Consider the following 18,660-nt stretch of genomic DNA (forward strand, 5'->3'; position numbering starts at 1 on the left):
GATAGTGGCAATGTCATTCATAAGGTGAATGAAAATCAAAGTGGAGGGCAGGCAGGTTTTGTAATCAACCACGGCTTGACCGACAAAGAGCGCGAACTTTACGAGCGAAAAATAGTCCTTTTACAAGACGAAATCGCCTTTTTGCGCGGCTTGGTCAAAGCGCAGCATCAGTAAAGCTATGGTTTCCCATTTTTAATACTTTGAGTGGAAAATTTCAGTATTGGAGGCTGAGGTGTTGAAAAAAGAAAATCGTCAGTCGGGGCTGCCTAAACCGACTGACGATTGACAAACGAAGAACTATTTAATTCCTCATCCTTGCCAGTTTTTCATAGTCCAACACCGTAATAAGACTGCCTTTCATTTCGATGAGGTGTTCATCTTTGAAATCAGAAAGCGTACGAATGACAGTTTCAGTAGCCGTGCCTACAATGCTGGCGAGGTCTTCGCGCGTGATGGCAATGGCAAAAGGCTTTGATTTGTCTTCCTGATACCGATTGGCGAGCATGATAAGCGCTTCGGCTACGCGTTTGCGTACGGAGTTGTAAGCCAATTTCAACAATCTTTCTTCTCGTTCTCTTACTTCGTTAGAAAGCATTTTGATGAATTTAGTAGCTACATCTCGGTTGTTATAAAGCAAGCTGTTGAACTCATCTTTGGGAATAATGACAATTTCGCTGTCCTGCAAAGCCACCGCCGACTCTTGGTAGGGGGTATTTTCCAGTAAATCCAAATAACCAAAAAAATCGCCCGGTTTGTGAAGTTCAACGATATATTCTTTGCCAAATTCGTTGGCTTTAGAATTTTTGATTTTTCCGCTTTTTAAGAAATAAACCGCGTTGGGGTAGCTGCCTTTCGAGTAGATGGTTTCCCGTTTTTTATAGACTTTCGTTTTCTTGTTTTCAGAAAGTTTTTTGAGCGATTCAAAGGATTTGACTTCGTTCAAAAATTGATTTAAGCCATCTTCGGTGCGAGAATATTCACTTTTTAGAAGGTCGTTTTTGCGAAGACGCGTTTCAACGGCGCTCAAAAGTTCGACATCGTCATAAGGCTTGGTGAGGTAATCGTCGGCCCCCAGCGTCATGCCTTTTCGGTAATCGTTTTTTTCGGCTTTGGCAGTCAGAAAGATAAAGGGAATACTGGCTGTTTCAGATTCTTTGCTGAGTAAGTGAAGTACGCCATAGCCATCTAATTCGGGCATCATAATATCGCAAATGATGAGATCAGGCTGCTGTTCCTGCGCCAGTTTGATTCCTTTCTTACCATTTTCTGCAGTGACCACGTTGTAATGTGCCAATTCAAGAATTTCAGTGGTGTTATCCCTCATATCGGGATTATCTTCAATCAATAAAATGGTTTTCATTTGTTAACAGTTAGGGATTTCTACATACACCGTCGTTCCTCTATTGAGTTGACTCTCCAAACGAATTTCACCCTGCATGAGTTGAATATACTTCATTACAATGTTAAGCCCCAAACCCGTGCCTTGAATCGTTCCCGAATTATGCGCTCTGAAAAAACGATCAAACACGTACGATTGATCCTGTTCAGGAATACCGATTCCCTGATCCTGTACTTCAAATTCAATACTGTTTTCCTTTTTGTAAGTACGTAAAAAGATGTTTTTACCTGCTTCTGAATACTTTGTAGCGTTAGACAACAAATTAATCAGCACATTTTTGAGCAGATGTCGGTCTATGCATACGTCCACATTGCCTTCGTGGATATACTGTATTTGTTGATTCTCTTTGCAAACCGAACGCATTTCTTCCACTAATTCCTGACAAAATTCAGAAAGGTTGAATACAACGGGAACGTTACGAATCTGCCCTTCTTCAAGTTTGCCAAGTGACAAAAAGTCGTTTAGAATTTCGGTAAGATTATTGACTGTTGACTTAATGCGCTGAACGTGTTTTTGACGTTTCTCATCTTCATCGGCATTTATATAGCGTCCAATCAAAGAGGCTGAAGATAAAATAGTGGCCAAAGGCGTACGAAATTCGTGCGAGGCAATGGTCACAAATTTGGTCTTCATGTCGTTGAGCTGACGCTCTTTTTCGAGCGCACGCATCACTTCCTGTTTCGATTGCTCGATTTCTTCGAGTGCCTGCGCCAGTTCGCGGGTACGAAGCTGTACGCGCTCTTCCAAATCCGTATTAAGGAGTTGGATTTGACGGTGAGCTTCGAGCAACGCTTCTGCTTGTTTTTTACGGGGAGAAATATCAATAATAAAGCTCACCACGTAGTCACCATCGCTGGTGGAACAGGGACTCAAACTGATTTCGACAGGAAACTCGGTGTTATCTTTACGTTTGGCATAGAGGTCCAAATTGCCTCCCATGCTCCGGGCCTTGGGGTGTTGCGCATAATTCATTCGATGGTCTACGTGCTTGTGCGCGTAGCGTTGAGGAATCAGCAGTTCAATTTTTTTGCCTACCAATTCGCCATCTTCGTATCTGAATAGTTCTTGCGCCTTAGGGTTAGCCAATTGGATAATTCCCCATGAATCCACGACAATAATTCCCTCCGTCGCACTTTTAAAAAGTGCATCTAACATTTCGACGTGTCTTCTCATCGCTTGGGTTTGCTGAATAAAAACTTCTAACATACCAAATACGGAGGTTACGGTGATTTTTCCAAAATTTATTTTAAAATGTTTGACTGAAAATGGCAGTTTGGGGTACATCATCCCAAAGACGAGCATCAAAAGCCATACTAATATTGCGTATAAAAGCCCTTCCTTTGGGAGTAACTTTTAAATGATAAGGCTCTATCAGGACCAGTCCATCTTTCTCGGGTTCTTCCAGCCGGGAAAGTGCTTCGTACAGTTCCTGGCATTGCTCTTTAGTATCAAACCAACCGGTTTCAAAGTGACACATCAATTGCAGGATATGACGACGCAGTATCAAGTCAGAACGAGTCAATATGTGACCTCTGAATGTTGGCAACTCATTGTTTTTCAGTCGCTCATAGTATTTTTCGACTGTTTTTTCGTTCTGTGCATATCCCCACCAACAATCGCTGATGGCCGATACACCCAAGCCGATCAACAGGCGGGTTTGGGTGGTGGTATAGCCCATGAAATTGCGGTGAAGTTTCTTTTGCTCCAATGCTTCGTAAAGGGAGTCGGTTTTGAGCGAAAAATGATCCATACCGATGTCAGTATAGCCGGCCAATTCGAGTGCTCCGCAGCAAGCTTCGTAGATGGCTAATTTTTTTGCGGCATCGGGTAGGTCGGCTTCCGTAAATTTACGCTGACCCGGTTTGATCCAAGGTACGTGTGCGTAGCTGTACAAGGCAATGCGGTCGGGGCGCAGTTGAATTACTTCCCCAATGGTCTGAGTCATACCGCAAACTCGCTGTTGTGGTAACCCATATACTAAATCAAAATTGACCGAAGTATAACCGATTTCTCGGGCTTTTTCGGTGACGTGTTTTACCTGATGGTAAGTTTGCGGGCGATTGATGAGTTCAAGAATAATCGGGTTAAAATCCTGAACGCCAATGCTGATTCGTTTAAAACCTAAGTCATATAAAGTTTGAAGGTGTTCATCAGTCGTACTGGCAGGATGCGCCTCAAATCCAAATTCGTGCTGTGGGTGAATGTCTGCTTTCTCAAACAGGCCATTAATTAACGTACGTAAATTATCGGGACTGAAAAAAGTAGGTGTCCCGCCTCCTAAGTGAATTTCCCGAATTTGAGGACGCGCGGGCAAAAAATCAACGTAGAGTTGCCATTCTTTGAGCAAAGCAGTAATATAGGGCTGCTCGACTTTGTGGTTAACCGTAATACGGGTGTTGCAGCCACAATACGTACACAAACTTTCGCAAAAAGGCAGATGCAAATAAAGGCTGATGCCTTCAGTAGCGTTGCTCACCTCAAATGTATCTTTGACTAAATCCTTCCAACGGGATTCGGCAAGTTCAGTCTTGTCCCAGTAAGGTACGGTTGGGTAACTGGTATATCGAGGACCCGGTACGTTGTATTTTTGGAGGAGATGCGTATTCATGGTAAATAGGTATTTTACCAAAAATGCACGGTATTGAAAAAGCAAAATATGACATTTGTCAGGCAGTGGATAAAAATATCAAGTACTGAGTGTAATTGAAGTGAATCAAAAAGATTATTCTTGTGAAGCCGAATGAAAAGAGTACTGATTTAACATTAGGAACAGATGAATAATACGGACGAAATTTATATGGAAAAGTTGGAGAAAATACAAAAAAGAATTTCTCCTGAACATCATGCCAATACCCTTAAAAGAATGGGATTGGCTGCAAGGATCTATGAAGGTATGCACACCAAAGGGCTTACAAATCAGGAGTTTGCTTTTTTAATGGGTAAAAAACCCGCTGAAATTAGTCGTTGGTTGAGCGGAACGCACAATTTTACAACAGAAACTCTTTGGGAAATAGAGCGTGTATTGGGAATACAACTGGTAGCGGGAGCAGCATCTCCTACTCCCGACGCCTTGCGAGCATTCATTATTGAGGAAATACAAAAAGCATTTGAGCGATTTAATTGGCAGATGAGTGTGAATCAGTAAAATCTAACCGGTGTGTTATTTAACAGCCCCATGGCAGATAGAAATTTCATCTACTTCCAAACCTAATATCTTTAGGATTATTAGAATTTGGTGTGTTTCAAACGTATATTTTTTATGTTTGTAGCCCATACTATTCTCAAATGCACCAATCTATTTCTAAAACCCTTTCTGAACTACCCGAAGACCGTTTTCGGATAGATGAAAATGTAATCGCACTCGCCGACGGTGCGGGCGGTATGGGTGTCTATGCAGGTGAATGGGCATCTTATTTATGTGAACATCTGCCTTCTGAACCTTGGAATGATTTTAGTGCATTTGAAAAATGGTTGGATAACATCTGGGAGCAGTTTTTCGACTTATATCAAGCCCAAAGCCAAAACACCAATTGGGCTGCCAAATTTATTGACGAGGGGTCTGCTTCGACCTTAATAGCGGTTTGGCCTCAATATCATAAAGCGGCGGTTTATGGCGACAGTGTACTTTTTGTGTATGATTCAAAACATGACAAACTTTCAGCTTCTCTTGCCAGTCCACTTGAATTCAATGAATCTCCCTATTTGATTAATTGGCGCGAACCTGCTCTTGAAGTTGGGTTTCGACTTATTGATTTGCCCAAACAAGCTGAAATTTGGCTTGCTTCCGATACCCTTGCGCAGTATTTCTGGGGAACATTCTTGCAGTCGTCATCCAACTCCGACGACCAACGACAATTTAGAGAAGTTTGCCAATTACCTTCCCGTTTGGGCGGTTTGTGGGAAAACATAGCACGTTTGCCTTTACAATCTTTTGAAAAGGATGTGCTTCAACCTTTAAAATCAGCCTTGACCTCAGAAAATGGTTTTCGGGAATATGTCGAAAAATTACAATCGCAAAAAATGTTGGGGATTGATGACATGACACTCATTATCCATTCGTTGGCATGAATATACAGGTACTTTTTACTAACATACGCCCCAAGTTAGTACAACATTTATCGTTGGCTACTGATGAGATTCGCGCGGCTATCGCGTGGTTTACGGATCAAACTATTGCGGAAGTACTGGTGGAGGCTGCGCAAAAAGGGGTAAAGGTCTCGTTGATAGTGGAAAACGACGAAATTAACCATCAATCACGGATTGATTATCAAACCTTACAGCAGCACGGCATCCAAATCATTTGGGCTGATGTAGTGACGGGGGGCAAAATGCACCATAAATTTTGCGTGATTGACCGAAAAAAGGTTTTGTGGGGTTCCTATAATTGGACTTACTGTGGTGCCATCTATAACAAAGAAAACCTGTCGATTGTGGAAGATGACCCCAATTTGGCCCAACTCTTTTTGGAGGAATTCAGTCAACTTTTAGAGGAGTTTGGCCCAAAAATAACCACGAATCCGCAGAAAGAGCTGATAAATAAGTCACAAGAGTGGCGGTTGGCTATCCAACTTTTAGAAGCCGAAATAGGGTATTTACAACAACAAAAGTCTGATTATGAAACCGTTATTGAGCAATACTATTATCAGTTGAAGTCGGCTCTCGGAGATTTGTTGCTTCGGCATCTTTCGCTCAAAACCGAATGGGCGAGGCGAGAGGCTGAGTTGACCGCCAAAAACCAAGATAAACAAAGATATGAAGGCTATCGTGTTGACTATGAGCGCGTAACTACTCAACTCTCGCAGGTCGAAGAAGTAGTTAAATTGGAAGAAGATACTGAGAGGAAGCTCAAAAAAATGTACCGTGAGGCGATTATATTGGGGCACCCCGACAAGTTTATGCACGACCCCGCCAAGCAACAAAAAGCCCAAACGATAGCCACTGAATTAATCGCTGCCTACCAACGCCGCGACCTCGCCAAAGTGACCGAAATTTGGCAATCTTTGAAAGAGGGTACAGCTTTTGGTATTGATTGGGACAGTTCCAAAAGCAGCGATGATTGGCAGCAAATCCATGCCCGACTGCTCCTCCGACGCGAAGACTTATTACGTGAAATCGGGTTGCTTGAAACGGATGAAATTGTGGTAGTGTACGAACAAATAGGTAATTTTGAAAAGCACTTTTCCGACTTGCGCATTCGATTGCAACAAGACATCAAAAACTTAGAAAAGCAACTCAAAGTAAGCTAATACGATTCATGCCGAATCTCATCAAATCCCAACTTTTACCCGCTGAACGAACGGCTGTACAGCAGCTTTTGCAAGCGGCAATGAGCCAAGTCGTACCTAAGTCAAAGCCTTATACTGCCTACATTACGCGCAAAACGCCTTCGGCTATGTTGTTTTTGATTGACCAATCGGGATCGATGGATGTCGAAATCGTTTTTCAGGGACAAACCACCACCAAAGCTCAAGCGGTGGCGTTGACGCTCAATTCGTTATTGGACGAAATCCTCAATCGCTGCAACCGCGAAGGTGAATTGCGTGAATACTTTCAAATCGGTATCATTGGCTACGGAAATCAAGATGATGACGCCTATTCCGCTTGGCAAGGAGCCTTGGATGGGGAAGCATTTGTGGGGATGTCTCAACTGCGCGACCATTATTTGAGCATGACCCAGACCACCGTAGAACAAACCATTCGTGGGCGAATGATTGTGAGTCAAAAACCTGTACGTGAATGGATAACGCCTCAGTCGGGCGGACTTACGCCCATGAAAGCGGCCTTGGATTTGGCCGCAGATTGGCTTGAACAGTGGATTGTGGCTTTGGAAGACAAAGATTGTTATCCGCCTATTGTTATCAATATTACCGATGGTGAAGCAACCGATGGTGACGACACCGAACTCTTGCAAGCGGCTCGCCGTATGAAAACCTTGAATACTGCCGACGGAAACGTGTTGCTGTTCAACGTTCACCTCTCCGATACAGAACATACACCCGTGCTTTTTCCACAGAATCCCGACGACTTGCCCGAGGATAATTACGCACAGTTGCTGTATCGAATGTCGAGCGAAATGCCTGCATCGTACAACACTGACATAGCCCGCCTCACCCAAAAAGACCTCCGTGGAGCTTACACGGGCATGGCGTTCAACGCCAATATCAATGCGTTGGTGTATTTTCTCCAAATTGGAACCACCACCTCCATGGGACGAACCAAGTAAATACGCAACAATGTAGGCCTATGATTGAAAAAACGCAGGTGTGATTTTACGAAGCTGTAGAAAGGTATCTTGTAGATGGTCAAAGTCACCGTCTGTGGTGACGAGTTCGAGAAGCGAGGCAGTAGCCTCAATCGCTGTAGCTTTTAGAAATAATATTGGTATCAAAAAGCAAATTCATTACTTTGAAAGCATTTTGAGGGCTTGTTCGATTTCCTCGTTCGAAAGCTCCTCTCCCTTGATGTCGTAAAACTTCTTGGGGTCATAGCCGGTCTGTTTACCAAATGCAGAAGTACCTCCTGCCGCAATAATCTCTTCGGCAGCGTAGGTTTTGGGAAGTTTGAGAAAATAAGGCTTGGTGATTGTTTTTGTTTTCATTGGTAATGCTGTTTAGAACTTAAAAAAGCAGTGCAGGTTTCTTGGTCAAAGCCTGTGATGCGAAGATACAAAACCGAAACGATTTTACAAAAATGCCGTATCCTACTATTGGTGAATACAAAGATGCCATCCGATTGGCCGAACATAGTTTTGGTAGCCTCACCCACCTGCGCCCCGAATACGATGCTACGGGCGACCTGCATTTTAGCTCGGGCAACTTTGCGGTAGTGTTTAAGATGCGCGATACCCGCACCAATCGCCCCGTGGCGGTGAAGTGTTTTGTGCGTGAGCAGCCCCTCCGCCGCCAACGCTATGAGCAGATAAGTGCGTGTTTGGATACCCTGCCTTACAGTCCTTACCTACTGCGCTATACCTACCATCCCGCTGAGATTTGGGTGGAAACCGCTCTCAGCGAGCAGCGGGAATTTGAGGTTGTGACGCTTGATTGGGTAGAAGGCCATACTCTCTACAACTACCTCCAAAGCCGATGCGATGCAGGAGACAGTATCGCCCTGCGAAAAGTAGCCGAAGCCTTTGACCGTTTGGCGCTATGGCTATTAGAGCAGCCCTTTGCCCACGGCGACCTCAAACCCGACAATATTTTGGTAACGCCCCGTGGAGAATTGGTATTAGTGGACTACGACGGTATGTTTACGCCCGACATGGCAGGACAGGAAGCTACGGAATTGGGCAGCCCCGCGTTTAGACACCCGCGCCGCAGCCTTAGTGATTTTGGCAAATACATCGACCACGTACCTATCTTGGTACTCTCACTGAGTTTACACGTATTGGCCGAACACCCCAATTGGTTAGAAACTTATTACCAAGGTGACAATCTTATTTTGACTGCGAACGATTTTGCTAACTCTGAAAGTTCGATTTTCCATACTATACGTACACAGTGCAGAGCGTGGACAACGCAAAAGCGACTCATTGGCCTTTTGCATGCCCTTATATTCTCTAAAAAGGAGACCGAAGTTCAGATTTATTTAAAACCTTTGTATGATTACAGTGAGTTAGGGCTTGTTCCTTTTTTATTGGTAAGTAAAGATGGTACCAAAAAGTGGGGGTTTGCGAATCGCAGTAAGGAAATTGTGTTCGCTTGCACCTATGAATATGACTTTGTTGGTTCTTTTAGTGAAAATATATCAAGAGTAAAAATTGGCAATAAGGTAGGAATACTAAATAAATATGGACAGGAGATTGTAGCACCCGTATATGATGAAATTGAGCCTTTTTTTAACGGAAAGGCAATAGTAAAAAAAGATAAGAAAATAGGGATGATAAATATTGATGGGCAAGAACTAATACCTCCTTTGTATGATGAAATAAGTAGTTTCTGCGAAGGATTATCTATGGTTAAAATCTACGAAAATCCTAAGGTAGGATTAGACGGTTTTATATCCTACAAAGCTGATAAAAGATTGAATCATTTAGGAAAGTATGGGTTTGTAAATATATTTGGTGATATAGTAATACCATTGGTTTTTGAATATGCAAAAAGTTTTGAAAATGGTATATCATATGTTGAAAAAGATGGAAAAGTAGGGTACGTAAATCAATTTGGAAAACTTATAATATCTTTAATTTATGATGAAATTGTTTCATTTGTAAAAGGTATATCCCCTGCAAAAATTAACAAAAAATGGGGGTATATAAACAACAATGGAGATGTTATTATTCCATTTGTTTATGATGAAGCATTCTGTTTTTCAGAAGACATTGCTAAAGTGAAAAAAGGAGATTTATGGGGATATATTGATGATGAAGAAAATATAATAATTCCATTTATGTATGAAGCAAGCTTTAGTTTTTCTAATGGTTTGGCTAAGGTTAAAAAAGATGGAAAATGGGGAGTAATAGACAAGAAAAATAAAGATATTGTTCCATTTTTATACGAAGATATACCGGTAATAATTGGGGAATTGGTAATACTGAAAAGTGGTTTTTTTTATGGCGTATTAGATATTAAAGGGCAAGAAATAATATCTTTCAAGTATGAGTCGATAAAAATCTTGGAAGAAGATTCTGAGGATAATAGTTTTTCTGTTGATAAAGAGAAAAAAATATTATCTTATCATTTTAAAGTCAAAAAAAATGGGAAATGGGGAATTATAAATAGAGATGGGAAAGAACCAGATCGTTATTCATTTTGGGTAGACTCGATAGGAAACTTTATAGATGGAGTTGCTATTGTGAAAAAAGATTATTTTTATGGTCTTATGGATAAAAATGGGAATATGGTTAAATCTCCTATTTATGAAGATTTAGACAGATTACCTAATTCTTTATTTAGAGGTGAAAGAGAAGATGATTGTTTTATTTTTAATATAAAAGGAGAAATTGAAGAGCATTTTAAAATTTCAAAAGAAAAAAGGAGATACTGGGCAAGGCAACTTCAAGGTAGATGCGGTTATATTGAGAGGTTTCAAGATGAAGAAAAAGTAATCATCCCTTTTTTATATGATGATTGTGAGGAATTTATAGATGGAATTGCTCAAGTAAGGCGCAAGGAATATGAATTTTACATTGATTATAATGGAAATGAATTTGTAGAGTTTGAATAATAAATAATTATTCCGCAAGAGTGGTTATTAAAAATATTCCTTCACATAATTCGACTCCCTTAAGTAACTCTTGTAAACTTACTCGCTTTCTAAAATTTACTTGGCTATTAAGATATTCTATGTCAATATCTGCCTCGGAAATATCTGGAGAGATTGGGTAAATAATAGCAAAATTTCGATTAACACAGCCTGCCTCTAAGTTGATTTTGCAAATTGGAGATGAACCTTGATGTTGTGTATTCTTAATCCAAAATTGACCATAAAATAGATTATAACCTTTATTTGTAAAGGTTAGTAAATATGTGCTTTCATTAGGTATAATTTGTAAAATATCTTCATAGTATTTTACAAAAAAATTGTTGATTTTATTCATAATATTTAAATGTTTTGCTCTTTTAGTTTAGTTTTATAAATCCTAAATACAGTTTTGTATTTATACTTCTTAATTTTAAAATAGTATTTAACTTTTTTTAGCTCTTAAAATTTTTTATGATTCAAGAATTTTTTGTGTCATACTTCGCTTAAAAATAATTCCTTATACTCAAGAAGAGTAATTTTGTTAAATACTCTTTTTAAGAGTAAAAATGTGATTTGTCAATTAATTTAGCTGCAAATAATTACTGGTGAAATGACTTTAATTACACTGTTTTAAAAGTATTGTGATATGTATTATCCCTCAGACAAACGCAGATTAAAATACAGCGAAGATTGGCACAGAAACTCTCATTAACAGAATTAATCACCCAAAATCTGCGGCTACCTGCGGTTTTTAACATCAGCGTAAATCAGCGGGCAAAATATAAACTAACTAATTAAACACTGTATTAATTACTTTTTTAAATAAATTATCCTTTTACCTACTTAACAACCCCATGACAAACTGGAATCTCACGCGTTTCCAAACCTAACAGCGGCCAACCCGTTACTTCCAAACCGCGTAAAATAAGCAATACAGCCACTGCGGCTACAAAAACCGGCATGAGTCGGCGGGCGCGGTTGCGAAGAGAGGCGGAAAATAAATTTTTGACAAACGCCACGGCACTCATGGCAGGCAACGTTCCCATTCCAAATAAAGCCATAAACAAAGCTCCTTCCACGGGACTACCCGTAGCAACGGAACTGATGAGGGCCATATAGACTAAACCACAAGGGAGAAGGCCATTGAGCATTCCTAACATGAACAGAGCCGAAAAACTGCGATTGTGGAGTAAACTTCCCAGTTTTTTCTTAACAGTCTGAACTCCTTTTTGAAGAAAAGAAGGAGGCGCTAATTGGTCGAGCCATTGGGAAGAATAAGCGACTGCGCCCAGCATAATCACGCCCGTTCCGATAGAAAGGCTGCGTTGCAATCCCGCCAGATTGAGGGCATTGCCGACGAATCCCAACAAAAAACCTAAAAATGCGTACGTAAAAGCACGACCTATGTTATACAATAAAATTCCCGCCAATTTCCCAAACTTCGACCGCTGATGCACCGGCAATGCCAACGCAATAGGCCCACACATACCAACGCAGTGCAGGCTACTCATCAGACCGAGGGAAAAAGCGAGATAAAACATTTTTTAAGTGTCGAGTGTCAAGTGCAGAATGTCAAATTAAGAGTGTTGAGCGGTCCGCCGCTGCGGTTCAAATGCAGACGGGGTCGCCCGTGCGGTGTCGAATAGAGAGCGTCGAATGTAAAGTTTAGAATATTGAGTTAATTTCTACTAGACACTCTGCACTCTGCATTTGACACTCAGATATTTACAGTTCCTTCGTTCCAATAGCCTACGCCGTTGGCTTTCCAATCAATTTTGAGTTGGTAGCGGCCTGCGGAGATTTTTTGAGTTGAGATAAATTGGCTTCCCGATTGGCCGGGTTGGATGTCCAATTTAAAATCTTTACGGTTGTCGGAAGGGCAATAAAAGTAAATTTGACCGCTAATGCCTTTCATATCAGCAGGATAATGTATGGAAATGCCGGTTTCGGCTACCTCCCATTTGAGGGGAGTGGTGAGCTGCTTCGCATTATTTATTTTGTCAATTTTTCCCTGATACTGAATTTCTTCAACGTAATAATCGTCGGTGACTAAGTCTATTTTTTGGATAATACTCATGCCGACTAACGCAAGTATCATCAGTACAAACAGGCCATAAACGGCCCCAATGCCCGTACCCCAAGAGATTTTCATAGTATTAAAATTTATTCTTCCGGTGCGATAAATGATGTTTTGAACTCCTCTAATTTTTCATGATTGGCATAAATCGCCAATGTGACTTCGGTTCTCCGATTTTTGAGTTCTGATTTCGGAATCGTAATAAACACAGAACCTTCTACCATCCCTGCTCCGTCTAAAGTAAGGCTGGGAATACCTGCAAACTTCAACGAACCTTTAGGAAACAATAACTTCATTTCCGGTTGGATATAATGGTTGGTTTTGTTGAATAATTTAAAGGTGTATAAATTGCTGATGGTACCGTCCGGATTTTCGATGTAACGAGACCCTGGAACCCGAAGCAGTGTGGTTTCAGTATCACTGCGGGTGAGGAGGGCATAGCCAAGTCCTACCCAAAGGGCCGTCAAAACAACAGCGTATGCAATGGTACGGGTAGTGACGCGTTTGCTTTTTCCGCTCGCAATGTTGTTTTCGGAATCAAAACGAATCAGTCCTTTAGGCAGATTCACTTTCTCCATAATGTTGTCGCAGGCATCAATACAGGCAGTACAGTTGACGCACTCCATCTGGGTGCCGTTACGTATATCAATTCCTGTAGGACATACATTGACGCACTGAAAACAGCTGATGCAATCGCCCGCAGTTCTTACAGTGCCTTTATGGAGTTTTTCGCGCGGTTCACCACGTTTGTAATCATAGGCAATCACCACCGAATTTTTATCTAACAAAACTCCTTGCAAACGCCCATACGGACATACTACGGTGCAGGCTTGGTCGCGGAGCCAGGCAAAATTCAAAAAGAAAATGACAGTAAAAGCACAAATTCCCAAAAACAGGGTCAAGTGCTCCGAAATAGGTTCGGTTACGATGCGCCACAGTCGGTCAACGCCTACAAAATAACTAAGCAGGAGGTTGGCAATCATAAAGGAAACCGTTAAAAAAACGACTGCTTTGACTGCCTTTTTTATGATTTTATCATTCGTCCAAGGAGCTTTTTCGAGGGCCCGCTGCGCTTTCCAATCCCCTTCGATGACGTACTCAATTTTACGAAAAACCATTTCCATAAAAACCGTTTGAGGGCACGCCCAACCGCACCACACCCGACCGAAAACGGTGGTAAACAGTACGATAAAGACAAAAAACGAAATCATCATTAACCCAAACAACCAGTAGTCCTGTGGGCCAATGAAGAGTCCGAATACGATAAATTTACGTTCTAAAATATTGAATAAGAAGAGAGGTTGACCGTTCACTTTCAGGAAGGGTAACCCAAACATAATTGTTAATTGAAAAATGGTGAACCAAACGCGGCGGTTATGCCATTTTCCGGTCGGTTTTTGCGGATAAAACCAATTTCGTTTCCCAGTAGCGTCATCTACTCCGGCAAAACTGTCACGGAATGATTCATCAAAATCGGGGTGTGTTTCGAGGGGTTGCATGTTGAGAATGTAGTTGGGAGTGTCGAATTTGCCTCAACCCCATCCTTCGGACACCCCTTCTCCAATTTGGAGAAGGGGTGTCCGAAGGATGGGGTTATTTCGCAGCGATAGTACTATCTGTAACGGCAGCTTCTTTATAAATTTCTCCTTGTGGAGCTTTAGGAACTGCGGGTTTTGTACCTTTCAAAGAGATGACGTAGCTGGCTACTTGTTGCATTTTGAGCGGATTCAATTGCTTTTCCCACGAAATCATCCCTTTTTCAGGAACACCGTATTTGAGGGTTTTGAAGATATTTTTGATGCCACCGCCGTGCAACCAATATTCGTCGGTGAGGTTAGGACCTACGGTTCCTCCACCGTCGGCAGCGTGACAAGCCACACAATTGGCGGTAAAGATGGCTTTTCCTTCTTCAATAGCCTTGGCATCTGCCAGCAACGTAACGGAGTTTTCGTTGATTTTAGCGGAGGCTTTTTCCAGAAAGGCCGCTTTCTTGGCATCTACAATCTGCGTTTCCTTAGCCAATTCGGCCATTGGCAAATCTCCAACATCGAATACGTGGTAGATAAGAAGATAAATCAAAGCAAAAGCAATTGTTCCCTGAAATAAGAAGGCTAACCAAGGCGGCATCCGGTTATCGAGTTCGTGAATTCCGTCGTAGTCGTGACCTTGGATTAAGATGCGTTGTTCGTCTTGAAGTTGTACACCAAAACCTGTCCAACGCTGCCACCAACGATCACTAAGGAACGGAGCAGAGTCACCGCGCAAATCTTCTTTGGACTCAGCTTCGGCTTTTTGAGGAGTGGAGATTTTACGAAGCAGCATCAGCACTTGTACCAATATGACTACGATGGCGATAATAACCAAACCCAACAGCGAAATAATCAGGTAGTTGACCAATTCTTGATTGCCGGCTTTCTTAGGTTCTTCCTGTGCAAAAGCAGCCGCAGAAATGAGAAGCAACAGTACCGTAGATAATCCGCGGCGAATCGTGCCGTCTTCGAGCGGGATATTGCTTATGTTTTGAATGGTTTTTTTGTCCATGCGAACAAGATACCAAACCAATCCTACAAATAGGGCCGCAAAAATCAGTAGTCCAATGAGCGGATAGATAGCCACTCCGTCAATCGTTTGGAGATAGTTTCTGAATTTCATGTTTTTATTGTTTTTTGATGTCAGTACCAAGACGTTGTAAATACGCGATCAACGCGATGATTTCTGTGCTTGACTTGGCTTTGATACCGTCTTTTTTAAGGTTGGCTACAATTTGATCCGCTTGTTTTTGAGCATCGGCGGTGGCAAGGTTTTCGTATCCTTTTTCGTAAGGAACTCCTAAGGTTTGCATCGCACTGATTTTGGCCGGTGTGGTACTCAAGTCCAGATCATCTTCCAGCAACCATGAGTATTTAGGCATAATCGAGCCCGGCGACATACTCGTTGGATCTTCCATGTGATTGTAGTGCCACGAATCGGGGTATTTAGCGCCTACACGGTGCAAATCCGGTCCAGTACGTTTAGAACCCCACTGGAACGGGTGGTCATAGACAAACTCACCAGCTTTGGAATATTCTCCGTAACGTTCGGTTTCACTGCGGAACGGACGTATCATTTGTGAGTGACAGGTATAGCAGCCTTCGCGTACATAAATATCACGACCGTGCAATTCGAGCGGAGTATAGGGTTTTACGCTTTCGATGGTAGGTACGTTGGATTCTACCATGAACGTAGGAACCAACTCAATTACCCCTCCGATAATTACTGCTACTAAAGCGATAACGGTTAAAAGTACCGGTTTACGTTCAAAAATACGGCTGTGCCAAAACTCGTTAGCAGGTTGATGCCAAATGGATTTAAGTGAAGCAGACCGTGCCTTTTCGTTTCTGATCAATTTGCCACTCAGAGCAGTCATGGCTAAGTTATACGTACCTACCAAGAATCCAACCAAGAACAATGTACCACCAACACCACGCAATACATAGAAAGGAACTAATTGAGTAACCGTTTCAAGGAAGTTAGGGTATTTTAAGAAACCCTCTTCGGTAAATTCTTTCCACATCGAAGATTGTGTCCAACCTGCCCAATACATTGGAACAGCATAGAAGATAATCCCCAATGTACCAATCCAGAAGTGGAAATTGGCCAATTTTTGTGAGAATAATGGCTTTCCGTACAAACGTGGGAACAACCAATACATAATCGCAAATGTCATGAAACCATTCCAACCAAGAGCTCCTACGTGTACATGGGCTACTATCCAGTCGGTATAGTGAGCAATAGCGTTAACGTTTTTAAGCGAAAGCATCGGGCCTTCAAAAGTGGCCATACCGTAAGCGGTAACGGCTACCACCATAAATTTCAACACAATATCTTCACGTACTTTGTCCCAGGCACCGCGGAGCGTAAATAAACCATTAATCATCCCACCCCATGACGGAGCAATCAGCATGATTGAAAATACGGTTCCGAGTGATTGTGCCCAGTCGGGCAATGAAGTATAAAGCAAGTGGTGCGGACCCGCCCAGATATACAGGAAGATCAACGACCAAAAGTGAATGATGGAAAGGCGATAAGAATAAATAGGACGATTGGCAGCTTTGGGTAAGTAGTAATACATCAAACCCAAATAAGGAGTAGTTAAGAAAAATGCCACTGCATTGTGACCATACCACCATTGAACAAGCGCATCCTGAACACCTGCGTACCACGAATAACTTTTCGTCAATGAAATCGGCAACTCAACGCTGTTGACTACGTGCAACATAGCGACCGTAACAAAAGAAGCCAAAAAGAACCAAATAGCCGCGTAGATATGCTGTGTGCGACGGTTAACCATGGTCATAACGAGGTTAATCAAGGCCGCTACCCAAACGACAGCAATCGAAATGTCGATAGGCCACTCTAATTCAGCGTATTCTTTTCCCGTGGTTAATCCCAACGGAAGTGTAATAGCTGCGGCAACGATGATCAATTGCCAGCCCCAAAAGTTAATGTTGGAGAGTAACTTACTGTACATGGGGGTTCTGAGAATACGGGGAGCCGAATAATAAAGACCCATAAAAAAGCCATTACCCACAAATGCAAAAATCACCGCATTGGTGTGCAGTGGGCGCAATCGACCAAAGGTAGTGTAAGGAATATCAAAGTTTAGGGCTGGAAATGCTAACTGAAACGCGATGATTACGCCCACCAGCATTCCGACTATCCCAAACACGATAGAAGCAATGGCGAAGTTTCGTACGATGGTATTGTCGTACTCAAACTCTTCCATTTCAACGGCAGAGGTAGTTTTGGAAATTGGTTCCATACTAAAGTTGAGGAGTTAGATGATTGAGGAGATGAACTATTTTTCTTTATCGTCAAATAAAATACGAATGGAAGGAGTACAGTCGTCGTCGTATTGACCTTGGCGAACCGACCATATAAAGGCTATCAAAAAACCGCCCGCTACCAGCAGACTAATACTTAAAAGGACAATAAGTGCGCTCATAGGAGTTGTTATTTTGGGGCAGAGAAACAAAAATGGGGATTTTCTCTACTGCTTTAGCCCAAAAGTACATTTGGAGAGAACGTAGAAAGATGAGGGAAGTCAGGGTTGAAAAGTGACTTTAGTCAGTTGTTTGGGGGGAGGATTCAACGCTTTGTGTCAAAATAATGCCAATCAATGAACTAAAAACAAAAGGTGACTATTGATAAAAGAACCCCTCTTTTATTGAGAGGATAGCCAAAGGTTTGAAAGATGAATATTTTACTTTTTAAATTGGCCATGATGCCAATGGTGATTGGCTTTGTTACACTGGTAAGTCGCAAATGGGGGAATAAAGTCGGTGGGGTGATTGGCAGTATGCCTTGGGTAGCAGGTCCTATTCTGGTGTTTTTTATTGTCGAACAAGGCCGAGACTTTGGTATTCAGGCGGTTCCAGGTATCTTAATGGGTATTGTTTCGCTGGTAAGCTTTTGCTACACGTATGCCCTTTTGTCAAAACGTCGGCAATGGGGAGTTTCGGTGCTGCTTTCTTATCTGAGTTTTATTTTAACGGCACTTCTACTTGATTTTTTACATCCTCCTTTATTACTTATTTATGGTATCGCTGTGGTAACCATCATTGTAGCACTGCGGTATTTTTCTGTTCCAAACGAAACCGAAAAGGTAAATCACTTATCAAGGCGATTGAAATATGATATACCTATCCGCATGTTGGTGGCTACGCTTTTTGTGCTTTTCATTACGGGTATTGCCAAACTGTTAGGGCCGGCTTGGAGCGGTATTTTGACACCGTTTCCCATCATTACTTCGATTTTGGCCATGTTTACTCATTATTTGCAGGGAAGTAAAGCCGCTATCATCGTCCTGAGAGGAATTATGATTGGCTTGGTGGGATTTACTACCTTTCTGTTTCTGCAAGCTTATTTACTGCAGGAGTTCTCCATCGTAGTCTCCTTTGCAATTGCATTTGTGGTCAATGCACTTATCAATCTTGTTGCCATCAAAGTCTGGTAAATCGCC

At 42.0% G+C, this 18,660-nt stretch carries 17 protein-coding genes; 6 read left to right on the forward strand and 11 right to left on the reverse strand.

The genetic code is table 11. From position 1 onward, the window contains the following. Positions 1–301 precede the first annotated feature (301 nt). Genes Q0081_RS24935 through hemN form a run of 3 tightly spaced genes read right to left on the reverse strand, consistent with a single transcriptional unit; the run spans position 302 to position 4,007 of the window. On the reverse strand, positions 302–1,360 hold the full coding sequence (locus Q0081_RS24935) for a response regulator (protein ID WP_298360146.1): 1,059 nt from the start codon (positions 1,358–1,360) through the stop codon (positions 302–304). A gap of 3 nt (positions 1,361–1,363) precedes the next feature. Then, positions 1,364–2,605, reverse strand: coding sequence for a PAS domain-containing sensor histidine kinase (locus tag Q0081_RS24940; protein WP_298360148.1), 1,242 nt, complete (start codon positions 2,603–2,605; stop codon positions 1,364–1,366). A gap of 40 nt (positions 2,606–2,645) precedes the next feature. Then, the gene (hemN, locus tag Q0081_RS24945; RefSeq protein WP_298360150.1) at positions 2,646–4,007 is read right to left on the reverse strand and encodes an oxygen-independent coproporphyrinogen III oxidase; all 1,362 of its coding nucleotides are present in this window, start codon (positions 4,005–4,007) and stop codon (positions 2,646–2,648) included. Between the two features lie 165 nt (positions 4,008–4,172). Between hemN and Q0081_RS24950 the strand changes: the two genes are divergently transcribed. From Q0081_RS24950 to Q0081_RS24965, 4 genes are all read left to right on the forward strand, one after another. Continuing rightward, the gene (locus Q0081_RS24950) at positions 4,173–4,544 is read left to right on the forward strand and encodes a helix-turn-helix domain-containing protein (RefSeq protein WP_298360152.1); all 372 of its coding nucleotides are present in this window, start codon (positions 4,173–4,175) and stop codon (positions 4,542–4,544) included. Positions 4,545–4,684: 140 nt separating this feature from the next. Further along, on the forward strand, positions 4,685–5,467 hold the full coding sequence (locus Q0081_RS24955; protein ID WP_298360154.1) for a hypothetical protein: 783 nt from the start codon (positions 4,685–4,687) through the stop codon (positions 5,465–5,467). Next, positions 5,464–6,645, forward strand: coding sequence for a phospholipase D-like domain-containing protein (locus tag Q0081_RS24960; protein ID WP_298360156.1), 1,182 nt, complete (start codon positions 5,464–5,466; stop codon positions 6,643–6,645). Before Q0081_RS24955 ends, Q0081_RS24960 begins: the two co-directional genes overlap by 4 nt. Before the next feature lie 8 nt (positions 6,646–6,653). Beyond that, a complete protein-coding gene (locus tag Q0081_RS24965) occupies positions 6,654–7,622 on the forward strand; it encodes a hypothetical protein (protein ID WP_298360158.1) in 969 nt (322 codons plus the stop codon). 177 nt (positions 7,623–7,799) lie between these two features. Here the strand turns inward: Q0081_RS24965 and Q0081_RS24970 are convergent, their stop codons facing one another. Continuing rightward, the gene (locus Q0081_RS24970; RefSeq protein WP_298360160.1) at positions 7,800–7,997 is read right to left on the reverse strand and encodes a hypothetical protein; all 198 of its coding nucleotides are present in this window, start codon (positions 7,995–7,997) and stop codon (positions 7,800–7,802) included. 92 nt (positions 7,998–8,089) lie between these two features. Between Q0081_RS24970 and Q0081_RS24975 the strand changes: the two genes are divergently transcribed. Then, positions 8,090–10,564 (forward strand): WG repeat-containing protein, encoded by a 2,475-nt coding sequence (locus Q0081_RS24975; RefSeq protein WP_298360162.1) that lies wholly within the window; start codon positions 8,090–8,092, stop codon positions 10,562–10,564. Between the two features lie 7 nt (positions 10,565–10,571). On the opposite strand, the gene Q0081_RS24980 is transcribed toward Q0081_RS24975, so the two are convergent. The 7 genes from Q0081_RS24980 to ccoS all read right to left on the reverse strand — a co-directional run bounded on the left by Q0081_RS24980 (position 10,572) and on the right by ccoS (position 17,643). Further along, a complete protein-coding gene (locus Q0081_RS24980) occupies positions 10,572–10,937 on the reverse strand; it encodes a hypothetical protein (RefSeq protein WP_298360164.1) in 366 nt (121 codons plus the stop codon). Between the two features lie 484 nt (positions 10,938–11,421). Further along, positions 11,422–12,123, reverse strand: a complete 702-nt coding sequence (locus Q0081_RS24985; RefSeq protein ID WP_298360166.1) for a sulfite exporter TauE/SafE family protein — start codon at positions 12,121–12,123, stop codon at positions 11,422–11,424. A 176-nt stretch (positions 12,124–12,299) separates the two neighbouring features. Further along, positions 12,300–12,734: a FixH family protein gene (locus Q0081_RS24990; RefSeq protein ID WP_298360168.1), complete on the reverse strand. Its 435-nt coding sequence runs from the start codon at positions 12,732–12,734 to the stop codon at positions 12,300–12,302. 11 nt (positions 12,735–12,745) lie between these two features. Further along, positions 12,746–14,158, reverse strand: coding sequence for a cytochrome c oxidase accessory protein CcoG (ccoG, locus tag Q0081_RS24995; protein ID WP_298360170.1), 1,413 nt, complete (start codon positions 14,156–14,158; stop codon positions 12,746–12,748). Positions 14,159–14,252: 94 nt separating this feature from the next. Next, a complete protein-coding gene (locus Q0081_RS25000; RefSeq protein ID WP_298360172.1) occupies positions 14,253–15,311 on the reverse strand; it encodes a cbb3-type cytochrome c oxidase N-terminal domain-containing protein in 1,059 nt (352 codons plus the stop codon). A 4-nt stretch (positions 15,312–15,315) separates the two neighbouring features. Next, positions 15,316–17,460: a cytochrome-c oxidase, cbb3-type subunit I gene (ccoN, locus tag Q0081_RS25005; RefSeq protein ID WP_298360174.1), complete on the reverse strand. Its 2,145-nt coding sequence runs from the start codon at positions 17,458–17,460 to the stop codon at positions 15,316–15,318. A 36-nt stretch (positions 17,461–17,496) separates the two neighbouring features. Further along, the gene (gene ccoS / locus Q0081_RS25010; protein WP_298360176.1) at positions 17,497–17,643 is read right to left on the reverse strand and encodes a cbb3-type cytochrome oxidase assembly protein CcoS; all 147 of its coding nucleotides are present in this window, start codon (positions 17,641–17,643) and stop codon (positions 17,497–17,499) included. 249 nt (positions 17,644–17,892) lie between these two features. Between ccoS and Q0081_RS25015 the strand changes: the two genes are divergently transcribed. Then, entirely contained in the window at positions 17,893–18,654 is a 762-nt protein-coding gene (locus Q0081_RS25015; protein WP_298360178.1) for a hypothetical protein, read from the forward strand. The last annotated feature ends 6 nt before the right edge of the window (positions 18,655–18,660 follow it).

It is taken from the genome of Runella sp. (genome assembly GCF_027484545.1).
Lineage (GTDB): Bacteria > Bacteroidota > Bacteroidia > Cytophagales > Spirosomataceae > Runella.

What these genes read in the sequence shown, in the direction of transcription:
- Q0081_RS24990 (WP_298360168.1), bottom strand. Translation starts at nt 12,734, where the DNA reads ATGAAAATCTCTTGGGGTACGGGCATTGGGGCCGTTTATGGCCTGTTT.
- Q0081_RS24985 (WP_298360166.1), bottom strand. Translation starts at nt 12,123, where the DNA reads ATGTTTTATCTCGCTTTTTCCCTCGGTCTGATGAGTAGCCTGCACTGC.
- Q0081_RS24935 (WP_298360146.1), bottom strand. Translation starts at nt 1,360, where the DNA reads ATGAAAACCATTTTATTGATTGAAGATAATCCCGATATGAGGGATAAC.
- Q0081_RS24975 (WP_298360162.1), top strand. Translation starts at nt 8,090, where the DNA reads ATGCCGTATCCTACTATTGGTGAATACAAAGATGCCATCCGATTGGCC.
- Q0081_RS24940 (WP_298360148.1), bottom strand. Translation starts at nt 2,605, where the DNA reads ATGTTAGAAGTTTTTATTCAGCAAACCCAAGCGATGAGAAGACACGTC.
- ccoS (WP_298360176.1), bottom strand. Translation starts at nt 17,643, where the DNA reads ATGAGCGCACTTATTGTCCTTTTAAGTATTAGTCTGCTGGTAGCGGGC.
- Q0081_RS25000 (WP_298360172.1), bottom strand. Translation starts at nt 15,311, where the DNA reads ATGAAATTCAGAAACTATCTCCAAACGATTGACGGAGTGGCTATCTAT.
- Q0081_RS24970 (WP_298360160.1), bottom strand. Translation starts at nt 7,997, where the DNA reads ATGAAAACAAAAACAATCACCAAGCCTTATTTTCTCAAACTTCCCAAA.
- Q0081_RS24980 (WP_298360164.1), bottom strand. Translation starts at nt 10,937, where the DNA reads ATGAATAAAATCAACAATTTTTTTGTAAAATACTATGAAGATATTTTA.
- Q0081_RS24965 (WP_298360158.1), top strand. Translation starts at nt 6,654, where the DNA reads ATGCCGAATCTCATCAAATCCCAACTTTTACCCGCTGAACGAACGGCT.
- Q0081_RS24950 (WP_298360152.1), top strand. Translation starts at nt 4,173, where the DNA reads ATGAATAATACGGACGAAATTTATATGGAAAAGTTGGAGAAAATACAA.
- Q0081_RS24955 (WP_298360154.1), top strand. Translation starts at nt 4,685, where the DNA reads ATGCACCAATCTATTTCTAAAACCCTTTCTGAACTACCCGAAGACCGT.
- ccoG (WP_298360170.1), bottom strand. Translation starts at nt 14,158, where the DNA reads ATGCAACCCCTCGAAACACACCCCGATTTTGATGAATCATTCCGTGAC.
- Q0081_RS24960 (WP_298360156.1), top strand. Translation starts at nt 5,464, where the DNA reads ATGAATATACAGGTACTTTTTACTAACATACGCCCCAAGTTAGTACAA.
- hemN (WP_298360150.1), bottom strand. Translation starts at nt 4,007, where the DNA reads ATGAATACGCATCTCCTCCAAAAATACAACGTACCGGGTCCTCGATAT.
- ccoN (WP_298360174.1), bottom strand. Translation starts at nt 17,460, where the DNA reads ATGGAACCAATTTCCAAAACTACCTCTGCCGTTGAAATGGAAGAGTTT.
- Q0081_RS25015 (WP_298360178.1), top strand. Translation starts at nt 17,893, where the DNA reads ATGAATATTTTACTTTTTAAATTGGCCATGATGCCAATGGTGATTGGC.